The 17,333-nt window shown below is 45.8% G+C and carries 13 protein-coding genes and 1 riboswitch; of the genes, 11 read left to right on the top strand and 2 right to left on the bottom strand.

From position 1 onward, the window contains the following. Positions 1-151 precede the first annotated feature (151 nt). The 6 genes from MCG46_RS14490 to MCG46_RS14465 all read left to right on the top strand — a co-directional run bounded on the left by MCG46_RS14490 (position 152) and on the right by MCG46_RS14465 (position 5,967). The gene (locus MCG46_RS14490) at positions 152-1,396 is read left to right on the top strand and encodes a CobW family GTP-binding protein (protein WP_240280596.1); all 1,245 of its coding nucleotides are present in this window, start codon (positions 152-154) and stop codon (positions 1,394-1,396) included. Between the two features lie 4 nt (positions 1,397-1,400). Continuing rightward, positions 1,401-2,339 (top strand): TIGR03943 family putative permease subunit, encoded by a 939-nt coding sequence (locus MCG46_RS14485; protein ID WP_240280595.1) that lies wholly within the window; start codon positions 1,401-1,403, stop codon positions 2,337-2,339. A gap of 258 nt (positions 2,340-2,597) precedes the next feature. Further along, positions 2,598-3,107, top strand: a complete 510-nt coding sequence (locus MCG46_RS14480; RefSeq protein WP_240280594.1) for a methylated-DNA--[protein]-cysteine S-methyltransferase — start codon at positions 2,598-2,600, stop codon at positions 3,105-3,107. A gap of 127 nt (positions 3,108-3,234) precedes the next feature. Next, a complete protein-coding gene (locus tag MCG46_RS14475) occupies positions 3,235-3,735 on the top strand; it encodes a GNAT family N-acetyltransferase (protein WP_240280593.1) in 501 nt (166 codons plus the stop codon). Positions 3,736-3,862: 127 nt separating this feature from the next. Further along, positions 3,863-4,693 (top strand): undecaprenyl-diphosphate phosphatase, encoded by an 831-nt coding sequence (locus MCG46_RS14470; RefSeq protein ID WP_240281458.1) that lies wholly within the window; start codon positions 3,863-3,865, stop codon positions 4,691-4,693. A 74-nt stretch (positions 4,694-4,767) separates the two neighbouring features. Continuing rightward, a complete protein-coding gene (locus MCG46_RS14465) occupies positions 4,768-5,967 on the top strand; it encodes a cytochrome c biogenesis protein/redoxin (protein WP_240280592.1) in 1,200 nt (399 codons plus the stop codon). Between the two features lie 522 nt (positions 5,968-6,489). On the opposite strand, the gene MCG46_RS14460 is transcribed toward MCG46_RS14465, so the two are convergent. After that, positions 6,490-7,275: a copper homeostasis protein CutC gene (locus tag MCG46_RS14460; RefSeq protein WP_240280591.1), complete on the bottom strand. Its 786-nt coding sequence runs from the start codon at positions 7,273-7,275 to the stop codon at positions 6,490-6,492. 223 nt (positions 7,276-7,498) lie between these two features. Further along, a riboswitch (purine riboswitch) is annotated at positions 7,499-7,599 on the top strand. A gap of 61 nt (positions 7,600-7,660) precedes the next feature. On the opposite strand from MCG46_RS14460, the gene MCG46_RS14455 reads away from it, so the two are divergent. Continuing rightward, a complete protein-coding gene (locus tag MCG46_RS14455; protein ID WP_240280590.1) occupies positions 7,661-8,974 on the top strand; it encodes an NCS2 family permease in 1,314 nt (437 codons plus the stop codon). Between the two features lie 122 nt (positions 8,975-9,096). Next, on the top strand, positions 9,097-10,638 hold the full coding sequence (gene guaA / locus MCG46_RS14450; RefSeq protein WP_240280589.1) for a glutamine-hydrolyzing GMP synthase: 1,542 nt from the start codon (positions 9,097-9,099) through the stop codon (positions 10,636-10,638). A 203-nt stretch (positions 10,639-10,841) separates the two neighbouring features. On the opposite strand, the gene MCG46_RS14445 is transcribed toward guaA, so the two are convergent. Continuing rightward, complete coding sequence (locus MCG46_RS14445; RefSeq protein WP_240280588.1) at positions 10,842-12,299, bottom strand: GntR family transcriptional regulator; 1,458 nt, start codon at positions 12,297-12,299, stop codon at positions 10,842-10,844. A 386-nt stretch (positions 12,300-12,685) separates the two neighbouring features. On the opposite strand from MCG46_RS14445, the gene MCG46_RS14440 reads away from it, so the two are divergent. The 3 genes from MCG46_RS14440 (at position 12,686) to MCG46_RS14430 (ending at position 17,189) form a co-directional block, all read left to right on the top strand. Beyond that, on the top strand, positions 12,686-12,850 hold the full coding sequence (locus tag MCG46_RS14440; protein ID WP_240280587.1) for a hypothetical protein: 165 nt from the start codon (positions 12,686-12,688) through the stop codon (positions 12,848-12,850). Positions 12,851-12,855: 5 nt separating this feature from the next. Next, positions 12,856-15,495, top strand: coding sequence for a hybrid sensor histidine kinase/response regulator (locus MCG46_RS14435; protein ID WP_240280586.1), 2,640 nt, complete (start codon positions 12,856-12,858; stop codon positions 15,493-15,495). A 533-nt stretch (positions 15,496-16,028) separates the two neighbouring features. Further along, positions 16,029-17,189 (top strand): DUF349 domain-containing protein, encoded by a 1,161-nt coding sequence (locus MCG46_RS14430; RefSeq protein ID WP_240280585.1) that lies wholly within the window; start codon positions 16,029-16,031, stop codon positions 17,187-17,189. The last annotated feature ends 144 nt before the right edge of the window (positions 17,190-17,333 follow it).

Raw genomic sequence — 17,333 nt, 5'->3', positions numbered from 1 at the left:
CAATGAAACAGAACAGGCAGAAACCTGTCATTTCTAAGTGGAAAGTGCTAAAATAAGGAACACAGGCTTATTCGGATCCTGAATAGGGAGCGGAAAAGTCAGCGGCACAGTAGAAAAGATCTGCGGAATAAAAAAGAAAGAAGGATGAATCATGACACAAATTGATATTATTTCAGGATTTCTCGGCGCAGGAAAAACGACATTAATTAAAAAATTATTGCAGGAAGGTTTTCCAAAAGAGAAGATCGTCCTGATCGAAAATGAGTTTGGTGAAATCGGCATTGACGGTGGTTTCTTAAAGGAAGCTGGAATTGAAATCAAAGAGATGAATTCAGGCTGCATCTGCTGCAGTCTGGTCGGTGATTTTGCCGAAGCTTTGAAAAAATGCGAAGAACAGTTCAAACCGGATCGCATTGTAATTGAACCCTCCGGAGTGGGAAAGCTGTCGGATGTCATAGGTGCGGTTCAGGGCGTCCAGGCAGAAACAGAAATGGAGCTGCACAGCTTCACAACCGTAGCGGATGCGACGAAATGCAAAATGTATATGAAGAATTTCGGTGAGTTCTTTAACGATCAAATTGAACATGCAAACACCATTGTTTTGAGCCGGACACAGAAGCTGAGTGAAGAAAAGCTGGCGGAATGCCTTGCCTTAATTCGGGAAAAGAATCCGAAAGCGGTTGTCATTACGACCCCTTGGGAAGCGATCAGTGGAGCACAGATTCTGGAGGCTATGGAACAGAAGGAACTGATGGAACAGCTGATGAAAGAAGATGAATGTCTGCCGCACCATCACGATCACGAAGAAGAATGCGAATGCGGACATCATCACGATCACGATGAAGAATGTGAATGCGGACATCATCATGATCACGATGAAGAGTGCGAATGCGGACACCATCACGATCACGAAGAAGAATGTGGATGCGGACATCATCACGATCACGATGAAGAGTGTGAATGTGGACATCATCACGATCATGATGAAGAATGCGAATGCGGACACCATCACGATCACGATGAAGAATGTGGATGCGGACACCATCACGATCACGATGAAGAATGTGGATGCGGACATCATCACCATCATCACCACCATCATGGCCATGATGCCGATGAAGTGTTTACCAGCTGGGGTGTGCAGACCGCCCATGTTTATCAGGAAGCTGAGCTGCAGCAGGCCTTAGATCAGATTGCTGCGGGAGCGGTTACCGGTACAGTTCTGCGGGCCAAAGGCATCGTTCCGTGTACCGATGGTACTTGGCTGCATTTTGATATGGTGCCGGAAGAATGCGAAATTCGTCGGGGTGCAGCGGCTGTTGCCGGCATGCTGTGCGTTATCGGTTCCAAGCTGGATGAAGCTCAGCTGGCAGAGCTGTTTCACGTAAAGGGGTAGGTTTATGGACGTTCCTGTATATTTATTTACTGGTTTTCTGGAGAGCGGCAAGTCCTCCATGATGAAGGAAACCCTGTCTGATCCGGAATTCAACGATGGATCAAAGACCTTGATTCTGGCTTGCGAACAAGGCGAAGTTGAGTTTGATAAAACGTTTTTAAAGCAGACGCATTCGGTTCTGGTGAACATTGAGGATAAGGAACAGCTGACGGCGGACTATCTGGAAAAGCTGGAACACGAATACCGCCCCAAGCAGGTGTTTATTGAATTCAACGGGATGTGGAGCGTGACGGAATTTCTGGATATAGAATTTCCGCTGAACTGGATGCTGGTGCAGATCATTTCCACAGTCGATGCCCAAACCTTTATGATGTACGTCAACAACATGCGTTCCTTGATGTATGATCAGCTGGTTCACTCGGAAATGATTCTAATTAACCGCTGTGACTCCAATACGAAAAAGTCATTTCTGCGAAGCAATATCAAAGCGATCAACAAGGGTGCGCAGATCATCTATGAATCTGTGGACGGCGGAATTAATGATCTGCCGGAAGATGATCTGCCCTTTGATATCAATGCACCAGTGATTGATATTCAGGATGATGATTATGGTTTGTGGTATATGGATGCATTGGATCACCCTTATAAATATGATGGGAAAGTCGTGCGGTTTAAGGGTAAAGTCGTTCATATTGAAAAGGACAAGCGTTCGTTTGTCATCGGCCGTTATGCTATGGTCTGCTGCGCCGAAGATACGTCGCTGATCGGTTATCTGTGCAAAAGTGACAAACCAGTTCAATTAGTGATTAATGAATGGATTACCCTCACTGCCCGTATCGTCGTTGAATATGATGAGGAATATCAGCGCAATCTGGTCGTTCCGCATGGGCAGGCGATTGAGCCGGCGGAGGAATTGCAGGACGATCTGGTTTACTTTAGCTGATAGGATTGGCGTCAGGAAAACTTCCTGGCGTTTTTCTTATGTCAAAAAGGGGAAAGGTAAGGACAAAAGAGAAGAAGAAGTTTTCTACAGGAAGAAATAGACTCAGAAACTTCTTGTGAGAAGGCGAAATTAAAAGAAGCCAGCGCACAAACCTTTTCTTTTTAGCATGGCTAGAGTAAAATGAAAAATAGGATCCGCCGTTGTTCAAGAAGCAGGAGCTGTGATCCTGGGTGGATGTAGGATAATCAGGAGGAATCTATGCGCGCATGTTTTTATCGCCGAACTTCGCTCGGCATGATTCGGATTGAAGAATGGAACGAACGGATTGTTAAATTGAATTTTGAACATGAATTTCCGGAAGAGGAAGAATGTGAAGTCATAGAAACAGCCTGTTTGTGGTCAGCGTTTACACAGCTGCAGGAATATTTGGCAGGAAAGTGGCAGACTTTTGAATTGATTCTGCATCCGGAAGGCACGGATTTTCAAAAGGCAGCCTGGCAGGCACTGATGGAGATTCCGTATGGACAAACCCGGACCTATCGACAGCAGGCGGAAAGCATCGGTAAGCCGAAAGCAGTGCGGGCGATCGGAATGGCGAATCATCGCAATCCGATCCCGATCTTTATTCCTTGTCATCGCGTGATTGGGGCGGATGGTTCGCTGACGGGATATGACGGAGGATTAGAAATTAAACAATTACTTTTGGATCTGGAGCGGCTGACAGTGGAAAAACAGCGGGAAGCTGAGATGGCGAAAGCCGCACAGTAAAGTCAGTAATTAAACCGGACTGAGCACCATGAAAACAAACGCGGCAGCAATGGATTCAGCAGACAAAACGTTGATGATAGCCGGGCTTGAAAATAGAGCTGAAAAGAATGAACAGAAGGAGAAAATTATGGAAGCCTTTGAATTACGAGATGCCGATGCAGCGCTGCTGGAACAGATCGCAGCCGTGGCCGAAACCATCTGGCATGAACATTATGAACCGATTTTGGGTTTGGATCAGGTCAATTATATGGTTGAGCATTTCCAATCCCTGCCTGCGATGCAGGATCAGATCGCAAGCCAAGGATATCGTTACCGTGGTGTTTTCTGGCAAGGAAAGCTGTGCGGCTATGTAGCGACAGCCTGGCGGCCGGAACATCTCTTTTTAAGCAAGCTTTATCTTAAAGCAGAAGCACGGGGGTTGGGTTTGGCATCACAGGTGCTTTCAGTCCTGAAAAATGAAGCGAAGGAAGGCACTGGGAAAATCCAGCTGACGGTGAATCGCTTCAATGCGGATTCCATTGCGGTCTATCAGAAGTGGGGATTCGTTACGCTGCGTGAAGAAAAAAATCCGATTGGCGGCGGTTATTATATGGATGATTACATCATGGAGCTGGATTGCGGAAAATAAGGCTTGCGGCTGTTCAAAAAAACAGGAAAAGCGTCGGAAAAGGTAGAGTCCGGCGCATTTCGATGGTATAATAACGAAGTCTGTCTGCTAAGATGTTAACAGTGAAGGAGTGAATTCCGTGAATCTGATGATAGAAATGGTAAAAGCGATCGTGCTGGGAATCGTCCAGGGGATTACCGAATGGCTGCCGATCAGCAGTACCGGGCATATGATTCTGGTCAACGAGCTGATGCCGCTGACGGTGCTGGCGGATGCTGCCGCCAATAAAGAGTTTGTAGACATGTTTATGGTTGTTATTCAGTTTGGTTCGATATTGGCAGTGCTGCTGCTGTATTTCCACAAGCTGAATCCGTTTTCCCCGCGTAAGAACGCTTATGAAAAACGCAGCACGATTGATTTATGGCTGAAGGTTATTGTCGCCGTAGTACCGGCAGGGATTATCGGCGTCTTGTTTGATGATCTGATCGACGCTTATTTCTACAATCCCATTACCGTGGCTGCCATGCTGATTGTGTATGGCGTAGCCTTCTTGGTGATAGAGAGCCGGCATCGCCGTCCGAGTGTGACTTCTTTTGATAAGATGAGTTACAAAACAGCGCTGGCGATCGGAGCCTTTCAGGTGCTGGCCTTAATTCCGGGAACATCCCGTTCCGGAGCGACAATTCTGGGAGCCGTGCTGCTGGGCTGTTCCCGCGGGATTGCTGCTGAATTCTCATTTTTTCTGGCCATTCCGGTCATGTTCGGCGCCAGCTTGCTGAAACTGATTAAAATGAAGATCGCTTTCTCCTTGGCAACAGCTTCCGTGCTGCTTGTCGGTATGATCGTTGCCTTCATCGTTTCCGTGTTTGCGATCCGTTTCTTAATGGGCTATATCCGCAAGCATGACTTTAAGGCGTTTGGCGTTTATCGGATTGTTTTGGGTGTTTTGGTCTTAGCTTACTTTTTCTTAATCAAATAAGAAATGCATAAGGGGGAAATGTTGCAAACGGCATTTTCCTTTGTTTTATAACCAGCAGAGGAAGGATTTGATGTATGAATAATCAAGCATGGCTTGTGCTGACGGAGGGGTTTCTGTCGTTTTTCTCCCCCTGCGTTCTGCCAATTTTACCAGTATATATGGCTTATTTAAGTCAGGATGCGCTGAAAAAAGATTTGACAGGCTGGCGGAAACGACTGCATATTTTCGGCTTTACGCTGGCCTTTGTGCTGGGCATCTGTACGGTGTTTTTTATCGCTGCGATGTCGGCGAAAGGGATCAGCGGATGGCTGAATGAGAATCGGCTGCTGATTTCCTTACTGGGCGGTATTTTAATCGTATTCTTCGGCTTAGTCCAGTTAGGCTGGATTCAGATTCCATTTCTGATGCGGGAGTTTAGAGTGACGCAGAAGCAGGCGGGCAAGGAAGCCGGGAGTTTGATTCAGGCTTACGCGATGGGCTTCTTGTTCAGTTTTGCCTGGACGCCCTGCATTGGTCCCATGCTTTCGTCTGTGCTGGTTGCAGCAGCGGCTTCCTCCAGCAGTACGCTTTTGATCTTCTGTTACGGATTCGGGTTTGTCGTTCCCTTTTTGATTCTGGGGCTGTTTACAGAAGAAGCGCTGAATTGGCTGAATCGAAAAAAGAGCTGGCTGCCGAAAGCGATGAAGCTGGGTGGAATCTTATTGATCGTTATGGGTTTGTGGATGAGTGTGCCGGCTGTGGCTTCGATTTCTGATCAGCTGCAGCGTCAATCGAATAACGGAACGGTTTCTGCAGGAGGGCAGCCAACCGCAACCCCGTCGACAGATGAAAACGGCCGCGAAGTTATCCCGGCCTATGATTTCACACTAACAGATCAGTATGGCAATACGCATACGTTATCCCAATATAAAGGAAAGATCGTGATGCTGCAGTTCTTTGCCACCTGGTGTACTTACTGCAAAGCTGAGCTGCCTTCCGTGCAGGAGCTGTATGAAGAGTTGCCTGAGGATCTGGTCATTCTGGTGGTCAATCAGCCTGGGGGCCGGGAAACGGATAAGCAAGGCGTCATCGACTTTTTGGATAAGAACGGCTATACGTTTCCGACCGTATTTGATGAAGACGGCCAGGTTAATTACAATTATGGAATTACCGGGCTGCCGACAACTTATCTGATCAATACGGAAGGCAATGTTTATGGCTATATGCCGGGAGCCATGGATAAAGAAACCATGCTCAGAATTATTGAAATGGCCCGCAACAATGAGGCTTATTAAAGCGAAAATACGGAGGTCCTGATTTTTGTAAAAAGGGGCCTTCCCTTTGAAAAGAGAAGCAGAAGGACAGATCTCAAAAGAGTCTGTTTTTCCTGAAGCTGTAATAAAATTGAAATCAGCCGTTAAAGAAGATAAATTTCTGTAGGGAAGTTTATCTTTTATTTTACAGAAACCGCAGGAAAAAGAAAAAAAGCCGGAGCCACCGACTTTTCCAGGAATCAGGAACTGTGAAAGGAAGCACAGTACCCGCGGGTTAAGTAAAATGAAAGAGAGGAAAAAGAGGAAACTGTTCATAAGGTTAAAGTTTCATTTTACTTAGATATAAACAGGCATTGATCAGGACCATCAAGTTCTGTTTATGGAAGTTAGTTTAAACGGATTAGTAATGATTGTCAAGTCATTTTCAGCTATAAATTGTAAAAATTACATAATAAATGAAAGATGTTTCTTTTACAAGTCTGCTAACCAGAAATAGTGGAACAGGTAGAAAGTCTTTTATTTTTAGTTGAAAGTGAAACTGGTTTATCCTGGATAGATTGTGGCCAGGGTGTCAGAACTCTCATCATCGAAGCCGCGGATCTGTTCCATAATTTTTTGCAGATTGCCTTCGCTGACAGCCAGATATTCCAGCCCTGAGCGATCCTGCTTCGTAGGATAATGACCTGTGGATTCATCGATCAGCGTATTCTTTGCCGTTAAATGGATCTGGCCTGTATGCGCGAGCTTCAGCACCTGCTGGGCATTGTATTCACGAACACCGCCGCCGGGCAGAATCTGAATCTGATCACCATAAAGATCCTGAAGCCGTCCCAATTCTTTACAGCCTTCCAGAATATTCGGATAAACAGCTCCGCCGCTGGTCAGTACCCGTGTAATTCCACAGCGGATCAAGGTTTTTAATGACTCTTCCAAATTCTTTGTACTGTCGTAGGCTTTGTGAAAAATGGCTTCTTTGCCGCGGGCTGCTTGAACCATCTGTCGGGTTCGTTCTTCATGAATGCTTCCATCAGCATTCAAAAAGCCGAACACCAAGCCGTCCGCTCCTTGTTCTATAAAGAGTTCAGCGTCTTTCAGCATGGCCTGGAACTGAGCTTCGGTATAATCAAAGCCTGCTCCTCGCGGACGGATCATCACACAGATTGGCAGGCTGACCTGACGTTTGACTTCCAGGAATGTTCCCATAGATGGCGTCATTCCGCCTAATTCCAGGGCGTGGTTTAATTCAATCCGATCGGCTCCCAGCTTTTGTGCAAGCAGACAGTCATCGACGCTGCCGCAGCAAACCTCGACGGTAATGTGTTTCTTCATAACAATCTCCTTCCCGACAGACGGTGCATTCACCTTCTGCTTTTCGATTTGTTTTCATTGTAGCCTGCCTGTTTGGAAAGTGCAATCAGAAGTGATGCGGCCGCAGCGAAATCTGCAATTCTTTCCAGGGTTTTGATCAGAACTGACTTTCTCTTCTTTGTTTGAATCGGAAAGCAGCGAAATCGTGGAAAAATACTGGTCAGCTTCAGCAACCTCTGTTATAATGACAAACGTAAAAGTTCACCGTATATTCCTGGGGATCAGGCGCAGGAGTTTCTACATGGCGGCCATAACCGCCATTCTACGATGGAAGCTTTTCTTTTTGCTTCCGTCTTGGGGAAGTTTTTTATTTTGCGGTGAGCTTTTTTAGAAAGTAAGGGGAATTATGTTAGAAAAGTTATTTAAGCTGTCTTCTCACAAAACAACGGTCAAAACAGAAATCCTGGCTGGCCTCACAACCTTCCTGGCGATGGCGTATATCCTGGCGGTTAACCCAGGTATGTTGGGAGCGACGGGAATGCCGGTCCAGTCTGTTTTCTTGGCAACAGCCATCGCATCTGGTGTGGCTTCGATTTTAATGGGTGTACTGGCAAACTATCCGGTATCGTTAGCACCGGGCATGGGCGTTAATGCTTTCTTCACCTATACTGTATGCATGCAGTTTGGCTACAGCTGGCAGGCAGCTTTGGCGGCTGTCTTTGTTTCCGGGATTGTCTTCATTATTATTTCCGTAACCGGACTGCGCAAAATGATCATCAATGCGATTCCGCAGCAGCTGAAACTGGCAATTGGTGCAGGCATTGGGTTCTTCATCGCGTTTATCGGTATGAAAAACGCTGGGATCATTGTTGCGAACGAATCGACGTTTGTGGCTTTAGGGAGTCTGACTGATCCGGTGGTGCTGCTTGCCATCTTTGGTCTGGCTCTTACCTTAATTTTAATTGCCAAGAAAGTCACGGCAGCCGTTTTCTGGGGACTGATTGGAACCGCGGTTGTCGGGGTAATCGCCGGATTGTGCGGAATAGCGAATATGCCGCAGCTGCCAAGCTCAATCATGCAGTTTAACTTTGAAATGCCGACCTTGGGAGCATTTATGAGCGGCTTTGGCGAACTGTTTGCCCATAAAGATTTCATCGTTGTGATCTTTTCGTTTCTGTTTGTCGATTTCTTTGATACCGCAGGAACTTTGGTCGCTGTTGCTAACCGCGCGGGCTTGGTTAATGAAAAAGGGGAATTGGAGAATATTGAAAGAGCCTTGTTATCGGACTCTGTCGGCACCTGTGTCGGCGCGGTCTTAGGCACTTCGACTGTGACATCTTTTGTTGAATCAACCTCTGGGGTTGAGGTTGGCGGACGGACCGGCTTAACGGCGGTCACTACCGGAATTCTGTTCCTGTTGTCGATTGTCTTCTTTCCATTGCTGTCGGTTGTGACCAGTGCGGTAACAGCACCGGCTTTGATCGTTGTCGGTATTTTGATGGCGCAGCAGCTGGGCGGCATCGAATGGGACAACTTCATCTATGCTTCGACCGGCTTTATGGCGATCATCATGATGATCCTGTGCTATTCCATTTCAGACGGCATTGCGTTAGGTTTTATCACTTATGGCGCAGTGATGCTGGGCAGCGGCAAGGCGAAGGAAGTTCGGCCGATTATTTGGATTCTCGACCTCATCTTCATGCTTTATTTCATCCTCTGATCCATCCATCATTTTCTGTGGTAATCCACAGCTTTCGATGGTAAAATAAACGTGGAAAAAGTGAATTAGAATAGCTGCTATTTTAATTCACTTTTCAATTCTATAACTAAGGAGGCAAAACGATGGCTGATAAAATTATCGTTCTGGATTTCGGCAGTCAGTACAATCAGCTGATCGCCCGGCGAATTCGGGAGTTCGGGGTTTACAGTGAGCTGCATCCCAATACCATGACACTGGCGGAAATTCAGGCGCTGGAAGATGTCAAAGGCATTATTTTCAGCGGGGGACCGAACAGTGTATATGATGATCAGGCCTTTAAGTGCGATCCGGCAATTTTTGAGAGTGGACTGCCCATTCTTGGAATCTGTTACGGCATGCAGATGACGCATTACATGAACGGCGGGGATGTCCGTTCCTGTGACAGCAAGGAATACGGGCGGACAGAGATTGAGATTGAAACGGATTCCCTGTTGTTTAAGGGACTGCCGAAGAAGCAGATTGTCTGGATGAGTCATGGCGATCAAGTGTCCAAGCTGGCACCAGGATTCGTGAAGGATGCATCCAGTTCTACCTGTGAATTTGCTTCTACAAGCAATCCTGAGAAAAAAATCTACACAGTTCAATTTCATCCGGAAGTCCGGCACAGTGAATTTGGCAATGCTATGCTGAAGAATTTTGTATTTGAAATTTGCCAGGCGCAGAACAACTGGTCGATGCATAATTACATTGAAATGCAGATTGAAAAGATTCGAGCTCAGGTGGGATCGGATAAGGTGCTGTTAGCGTTGTCCGGCGGCGTTGATTCCTCAGTTGTCGCCGCTTTGCTTCACAAGGCGATTGGACCGCAGCTGTACTGCATGTTTATTGATCATGGCTTGCTGCGCAAAGGAGAAGCTGAAAGCGTAATGGAAACTTTCGGACGAAACATGCAGCTGAATCTGACAAAGATCGACGCCTCGAAGAAATTTCTGGATAAGCTCAAGGGCGTCAGTGATCCTGAACAAAAGCGGAAAATCATCGGGAATGAGTTCGTTTATACCTTTGACGAAGAGGTTAAGAAGCTGGCCGAAGGGGAGAATATTCACTGGCTGGCTCAGGGTACGTTATATACTGATGTCATTGAAAGCGGAACGCAGACGGCGCAGACGATCAAGTCGCATCACAATGTCGGCGGTCTGCCGGAAGATATGCAGTTTCAGCTGATTGAGCCGCTGAATACGCTGTTCAAGGATGAAGTGCGGCAGTTGGGCAAAGAGCTGGGCTTGCCGGATGAAATGGTCTGGCGTCAGCCATTCCCAGGACCAGGTCTGGGGATTCGTGTCTTAGGTGAAATCACAGAGGAAAAACTGATGATGGTGCGCGAATCCGATGCGATTCTGCGTGAAGAAATCGCAAAAGCAGGTTTGGAACGGGACATCTGGCAGTATTTTACAGCACTGACCAATATGAAGTCAGTTGGTGTCATGGGGGATCAAAGAACCTATGATTATGCCGTAGCGATTCGGGCCGTAACTTCGATTGATGGGATGACAGCGGATTGGGCTCATATTCCATTTGAGGTTCTGAGCGTGATCTCCAGTCGGATTGTCAATGAGGTTCCGCATGTAAACCGGGTGCTGCTGGACATCACTTCCAAGCCGCCGGGAACGATTGAATTTGAATAGATGACCAAGAAAAATCCTCAGTAACTGCAGGAATCTCTGAAGGCGATCTACCTTTCAGGAATTACTGCATCGAGGATTTTTTTTGATATAAATATTGATTGAATCAATCCAGATGAATCTTGTTGTAAAGAACATGAGAAGATCGAAGGTCAGCTTAATATCAGCGGTCATTCGTTATTAAGAGAATAAACGAAATGAATTGACTAAGCAGGATTTGCTGGGAAGGAAAGAATATTGTCGGCACCTGGAATATTAAGCTTAGATAAAGTATTCTGCGTTCGCTGGAACTCGTAATGAATTAATTGTTCCAACCTAGCAGCGAACTGTAAATTCTCTTTCTGTTCTAACATCTGAATCAGGTCATCAAAGTATGGATCATAAACAGCGTTAACAGTATGCTGACTTCCATTCATGCCCAATAGTGCATAGGCCCAGAAAAACTGCTGAAGCAATTCCTTGTAGATTGTCCGGATCGCTTGATAAGGAGCAGCATCCGCAATCAGACTCAGGACGACATAGGATAAAACCTCACCTCTGCGCCGTTGTTTATGGGCGCGTAGCTCATCAGCTATATTTTGGAAGGCCGACGCATCCAAGGCATTCAGTGTTGTCAATGCAACATCATGACAGGAAAGGGCAAGAAATTGAAGACTTTCTGTCATATCTAATAACCTGCGCTGAAGCACCGGTTTTGTGAAGTCGCTGTTCTCTGTTACTTGGTCAAACGGAAGAACGCGAGTCCCGATATATTTTGCGGATTTAATTGCTCCAATGCTGCTAAGCAGTTCTAAGGCTCGTCGAACGGTATTCACTCCAACCCCATGAAGCTCAGCCAGTTCAATTTGGGAAGGAAGCAGGCTGCCGGCAGGATAGACGCCGCGGCTGATGGAAAGAAGCAGATCCATCGCCAGAGAATAACGAAGCTGCTGACTTTTTTTATACGAACTCCATTCAAAATCGATTTCTTTTTCTGGAGTAGGATAGGTGATTCTGGTCCTGTAAAACTGATCAAGGGCATCTGCCAGACGGATTAGCGATTGATTGATGGAAAGCTGGACTGCAGATTCATCATCACTTTGACAATGTTTTAAAAGCTCCGGCAGATAATCCGTCGTTTGATCAAAATAATGCAGATTTTCATTTAAGCTGAAGAATGGATCGTGAAGAAACATAAAGGTCTGCCAAACCAAGCGCATGAGCAGCGGATTGCCGAGAGCGCTGTATTTTTGATTCAGATGTTCCAGCATGGCGTAGGGAGGGATGGCCTCTTTTTGCTCGGATAACTGCTCAATCTCTTTGAGCGTTTGGGAAGAAGCATAACGCAACCCGATCCCTTGAGCTTTGGCGAATAATGGACGCATGGAATAAGCCAGATCCAGCATTGCTGTCTTTCGGGATGCAAAGAACATTTGGATACATTGTTCCATTTCTAAATGATTATAATTAACTTTGACTCGGGCTCCGACATTTTTGGACAACGAGATAATGCCTTCATGTTTCAGACGCAGATAAGCAGACCGGACAGTATCCATAGATACGTGAAGCTGCATGCTGGTTTCCTCAATCGTAGGCAGCCGGTCTTTCCAATGATAAGCGCCAAATTGAATTTGATTCAGTAAAACATGATAGACAACATGGCATAATTCCAATCTATTTTCCAAAATAACGCCTCCATTTTTATGGGAATTCTGCGAATAGTAAATTTAGTATAACATTTTTAAAAAGCCTTTTCCAGCGCGTATCTTTGCGTAGTGGTTGCTATTTCAGAAACGATTTGATATACTCTAATAAATGGGTATATGGACAATTGAGCTTACTGATGTCTAAGCCCATGAGGTGACAAGCGAATATAGGGTAATGAAGTAAAGTTGAACTAAAAAAATAACCGCAGAATCCAAATCAGATTCAAATGCGACGTTTTGTTCAGGCAGAATGGAAAAAATCAACAGAAGACACTGGAACCGTGATTTAAAAAGAACAAATCAGGAAGCTGCATTGATCATTCGATATTGTTGTATGAAATAGATGAATCAAGGAAGGAACAGAGATGAAGGCATGGGAAATAGAGCGGGCTGCTCATCGCTTGGATAAAAGTATAAAAAATAATGATCGGAAGGAGGAATTTTATGAAATTGTTCCTTTTCTTTTAACCGATTTGATCGCTGTGCCGGCAGCTCTAATGACCTGCCGCATCCTGGAAAAGAGGCGCTGAACAAGATGGTGGAAACAAGAGATCCGGCTAAGGAAAAGTCGGTGCTCCGCACTCAGCGGATAAGCGGAATCAGTACGGGCATTCTTATTGTGCTGATGCTCTGCTATTTGATGATGACGATTAATAATTCTGCGCGCTTGGCAGACCAGACTGAGATTATTTCGAATCACCCGTTTGAGGTGGTGATTTCAGGCGGGGATGTCAAGCTTTATGTGTCGGAAATGAGTCTAAGGACAGAACGCCTGGAGCGTCATTTTAGTTTAGAGGATGTGGAGTTTGCCAGAGCGAATCTTGAAGAACTCGACCGTCTGATCCAGGAACCGATTGCTCAAATCGAACAGCTGTACCTTGGAGAAAGTTCTGATATTCAGCAATTAAAGGAAACTCTGAAAGAGCTGCAGGGGGCTCGCAATGATTATCTGGATTTCTGTGCGCAGCCGACGACGACTGAAACCGAGATCGAAGCCTATTCACGCGAACACCTTCAGCCGCTTTATGATAAAGCGCTCAGCGAAACAGAACAGATCATTACTACCGCTCAGGCAAAAAAAGTGGGCTATGGAAAAACAGCGGAAGCCTTGCGGCAGAGTAATTTGATCGGCTCGATTTTGTTAATGGGTTTGATGATCGTAGTTCTGCTGGTTTCCCAGTATGTCCTGCACCGTCAGCGAAAAGAGCTGATCTACCGCAGCAAGTTATTTGATAATTTATCGCTGAGTATTGATGATGCATTTATTATCCAGGACGCTAATACCGGAATGATTAATTACCGGGGACTGAATATTGAACGCATCCTTGGAATTTCGGTGGAAAGTTTTGAAACTGTATATCAGAATATGCGGAATTGCGATGTTCAGTCACTGCGCGAAGGGATGCTTGATCCGCAATTTTCATCTCCCTTTGAAACGTTGGTGGAATATACAAAGCCGAATAAGGAAAAGCTTTGGATGCTAATCCGGATTTACCGTGTGGGAGATTTGAGTACACCCCAGATCATAACGGTTTTTTCTGACAGAACCGAGGAAGTCCGTTCCCGGCAGGCGCTGCAGGAAGCCATGATCAGTGCCGAGCGGGCTAATCAGGCCAAGAGCGATTTCCTTTCGCGAATGAGCCATGAAATCCGCACCCCGCTGAATGCGATTATCGGCATGACGACCATTGCGGCAGCGTCAGTGAAGGATCCGGTACGCGTAGAGGATTGTCTTTCCAAAATCACTTTTTCGTCGAAGCATCTGCTGATGCTGATCAATGATGTTCTGGATATGTCCAAAATTGAGAGCAGTAAAATGGTGCTGCAGAATGAACCTTTCGATATTTTTGAAATTGTCAACGGCTTTGTTTCTACCGTTTATGCGCAGTCAAAAGAAAAAGGTATTACTTTTACTGAAACGATGGAAGGGTTTGGAGAGGATGCTGTTTTTGTCGGGGATTCACTGCGGCTGAACCAGATTCTTTTAAATCTGAGCTCCAATGCCGTTAAATTTACTCCGCCGGGCGGGAAAATCCAGCTTGATGTATCCCGACACAAAAGCGGAAACTCAGCGGATGTGCTGCGTTTTGAATTGTCAGATACTGGAATCGGGATGAATAAGGAAGCGGTGACCCGTATTTTTCAGCCATTCGAACAGGCTGATACTTCAATTTCTAAACGCTTCGGCGGAACGGGTTTGGGTATGTCCATCACAAAAAACTTAGTTTCTTTAATGGGCGGCCAGATACAGATTGAGAGTGAGCCGGGCAAAGGAACGACCTGCATCGTGGACCTGCCATTTCAAAAAGGAGATGAAAGCAGGACGGCTGAACCCGACTTCGAAAATCAAGGCTTGCACGCATTGATTGTGGACGACGAGCAAACGGTCTGCGAACAGACTGCGGTTCTGCTGGAAAAAATCAAAATTGGGGCACAGTGGTGCTTGTCCGGCAGTGAAGCTGTGCAGTGGGTGAAAGAAATGCATCGTCAGGGACAAGATGTTGACCTGTGTTTGATCGATTGGAAAATGCCGGATATGGATGGTGTTGAAGTAACGCGGCGAATTCGCCGGATCGTGGGCAGCGATGTCCCGATTGTCATGATTTCAGCTTACGATATTTCGGAAGTGGAGGAGGAAGCCCGTGCCGCTGGAGTCAATGGATTTTTGCCGAAACCGCTCTACCGGTCTTCGGTCTATGCCGCCATCAAAGAGGCTTTGGATCATAACGAACAGACCGATTCTTCATGGGGTTCAGCTCAGAAAACATCGGACAAGCCTTTAGCCGGCTACCGCCTGTTGTTGGCGGAAGACAATGCTCTTAATCAGGAAATTGCCGTTACCTTGCTGCAGATGAATGGGGCCGAGGTGGATTGTGTTGATGATGGACAGCAAGCATTAGATCAATTTCTGGCTTCGCAGCCGGAAACCTATCATGCCATCCTGATGGATGTTCAAATGCCTGTTATGAATGGCTATGAGGCAGCACGGCGGATCCGATCCTCCGATCATCCGCAGGCCCTGGCTATCCCGATTATCGCGACGACTGCCAATGCCTTCAGCGATGATATTTCAGCCGCTCTGGCATCAGGCATGAACGCCCATGTGAGTAAACCTCTGGATATTGCCCAGCTGTGTAAAACTTTGGCTGAATGTGTCCGTTACGGAAAACGCTGAGCGCTTTGAAGCTCAGGCAAAATGTGCTTTTTCTTTTCAGCAGGATAAATTTTATATTGATTTTTAGATTAGAGTCCGGAATTCAAGGATTCTTTTCTTTTGCGCAAACGGAAAACGGAAAGAAAAAACGATCATAAATGAACATGAAGCAGCGGATTATCAATTTCATTGTTCAACGTCTGTATCCTCTTGAAAAGCATCTCGTTTGGTTGGAGGGGTGCACACAGCTTTCGTTAGATTCCAGCGTACACTCATTTGAAACCAGCTCTATCAATGATGATGAAAGAGGTAAGCAAAGGTCAGAAGAAGAGGGCTAATTGAAGAAAGGAAGCTTCTGCTTTGTGGGCAAGAACGGTATATAAGCTTGTTGGAAAGCCTTCAGCGAAGGGAAAAAGATAAAATCAATAATAAATTTTGTTCAGAATCATGAGAACTTCCGCGATAACCGATATCCTTTTTATCCTGTTTAATGGTATAATAAATCCATGAACTAATTTTGAAGTCATAGTGCTTGTAATGGAGGGTGAACAACGATGGCAATGGATGAAATGAATGAAGTAAGGGATTTTGATGAAGATATCAAGGACCGAAAAGCGCTGATTGAAGAAGCGAAGCAGCTGGATCTTTCCAAAGACTGGAATGAAGTTGCTTCTGCGGTCATGAGTTTAAAGAAAAGATGGAAGCGGATTTATTATTGGGAATCCGCTTATGAAGATGAACTGGCTGACGAATTTGACCGCATGATCGATGCCTTCTATGCGAAGCGCAAAGAAGGATTTCAGAACATTCAGAAAGCAAAACAAGAATTGATTGACCGGGCTCAGGTTTTGGCGAAATCAGAGAACTGGAATCAGGCTACGGATGAAATGAACGAGCTGATGCGGCAGTGGAAAGCCGTGGGATCAGCCGGGAAAGAAACCGATGATCAGCTGTGGGAAGCCTTTAACGAAGCCCGCAATGCTTTCTTTGATCGGAAACGCCAGAATTGGGAAGAACGGAAGGCCAAATCTGTCAATGCTCAGCAGGTAAAAAAAGAACTGATCAAGCAGGCAGCGGCCTTGGCGGATTCTGAGGAATGGCAGAAAACCAGTGATCAGCTCAGAAAATTAATGGATGAATGGAAAAACGCAGGCTTTGCCGGAAAAGAGATTGATGATCAGCTGTGGAACGAATTCAATGAAACTCGGCAGAAATTCTATGACCGCCGCAGTGCTGCCTATGATGAGATTCATCAGCGTCAGCAGCAGAATGCTGAGAAGAAAAAGGAATTGATCGCTCAGGCAGTTGCGATTGTCGCTTTGAAAGAATACAATCGTGAAAATACGGATCAGATGAAAAAACTGAACGGATTGTGGAAAGAGATTGGATCCTGCGGCAAGGAAAAAGAAGATGCACTGTGGAAAGAATTCCGTTGTGCAGCGGATGATTATTTTGCCGGATTGAAACAGTTTAATGAACAGAAGCATAACGATTGGATTAAGCGGATGCAGGAAGTGCGCAATCGTAAAATGGAATTGATCCAGTCGCAGCAGCGGCAGCTGAAATGGATGAGAAATGAACTGCCGACCTTGCTGAGTCAGACGGCAGCGGATGAAATGGCAGAAGACATCAAGGATAAAGAAGAATTTATTCAAGAGCTGGAAAACGACCTTGCTGAAATCAATGAAAAGCTGGGTGCTGGCGCTAAAAAGTAAAAACTATACAGAGGCTTCGCTTGCGGAGCTTCTTTTCTTATGGGAAAACGGGATGATCCCAACCTCAATCGCTGTTGGACTAAAATAACTTGACGAATATCCGCAGCTTCGCTACAGTAAAAGAAACAGATTCGATCGCGTAAG

The sequence above is a fragment of the Holdemania massiliensis genome (assembly GCF_022440805.1).
In the GTDB taxonomy this organism is placed as follows: Bacteria; Bacillota_I; Bacilli_A; order Erysipelotrichales; family Erysipelotrichaceae; genus Holdemania; species Holdemania massiliensis_A.
The sequence above is the reverse complement of the archived record's forward strand: the minus strand, read 5'-3'. Positions and strand labels throughout refer to the sequence as shown.

What these genes read in the sequence shown, in the direction of transcription:
- MCG46_RS14490 (WP_240280596.1), top strand. Translation starts at nt 152, where the DNA reads ATGACACAAATTGATATTATTTCAGGATTTCTCGGCGCAGGAAAAACG.
- MCG46_RS14485 (WP_240280595.1), top strand. Translation starts at nt 1,401, where the DNA reads ATGGACGTTCCTGTATATTTATTTACTGGTTTTCTGGAGAGCGGCAAG.
- MCG46_RS14480 (WP_240280594.1), top strand. Translation starts at nt 2,598, where the DNA reads ATGCGCGCATGTTTTTATCGCCGAACTTCGCTCGGCATGATTCGGATT.
- MCG46_RS14475 (WP_240280593.1), top strand. Translation starts at nt 3,235, where the DNA reads ATGGAAGCCTTTGAATTACGAGATGCCGATGCAGCGCTGCTGGAACAG.
- MCG46_RS14470 (WP_240281458.1), top strand. Translation starts at nt 3,863, where the DNA reads ATGATAGAAATGGTAAAAGCGATCGTGCTGGGAATCGTCCAGGGGATT.
- MCG46_RS14465 (WP_240280592.1), top strand. Translation starts at nt 4,768, where the DNA reads ATGAATAATCAAGCATGGCTTGTGCTGACGGAGGGGTTTCTGTCGTTT.
- MCG46_RS14460 (WP_240280591.1), bottom strand. Translation starts at nt 7,275, where the DNA reads ATGAAGAAACACATTACCGTCGAGGTTTGCTGCGGCAGCGTCGATGAC.
- MCG46_RS14455 (WP_240280590.1), top strand. Translation starts at nt 7,661, where the DNA reads ATGTTAGAAAAGTTATTTAAGCTGTCTTCTCACAAAACAACGGTCAAA.
- guaA (WP_240280589.1), top strand. Translation starts at nt 9,097, where the DNA reads ATGGCTGATAAAATTATCGTTCTGGATTTCGGCAGTCAGTACAATCAG.
- MCG46_RS14440 (WP_240280587.1), top strand. Translation starts at nt 12,686, where the DNA reads ATGAAGGCATGGGAAATAGAGCGGGCTGCTCATCGCTTGGATAAAAGT.
- MCG46_RS14435 (WP_240280586.1), top strand. Translation starts at nt 12,856, where the DNA reads ATGGTGGAAACAAGAGATCCGGCTAAGGAAAAGTCGGTGCTCCGCACT.
- MCG46_RS14430 (WP_240280585.1), top strand. Translation starts at nt 16,029, where the DNA reads ATGGCAATGGATGAAATGAATGAAGTAAGGGATTTTGATGAAGATATC.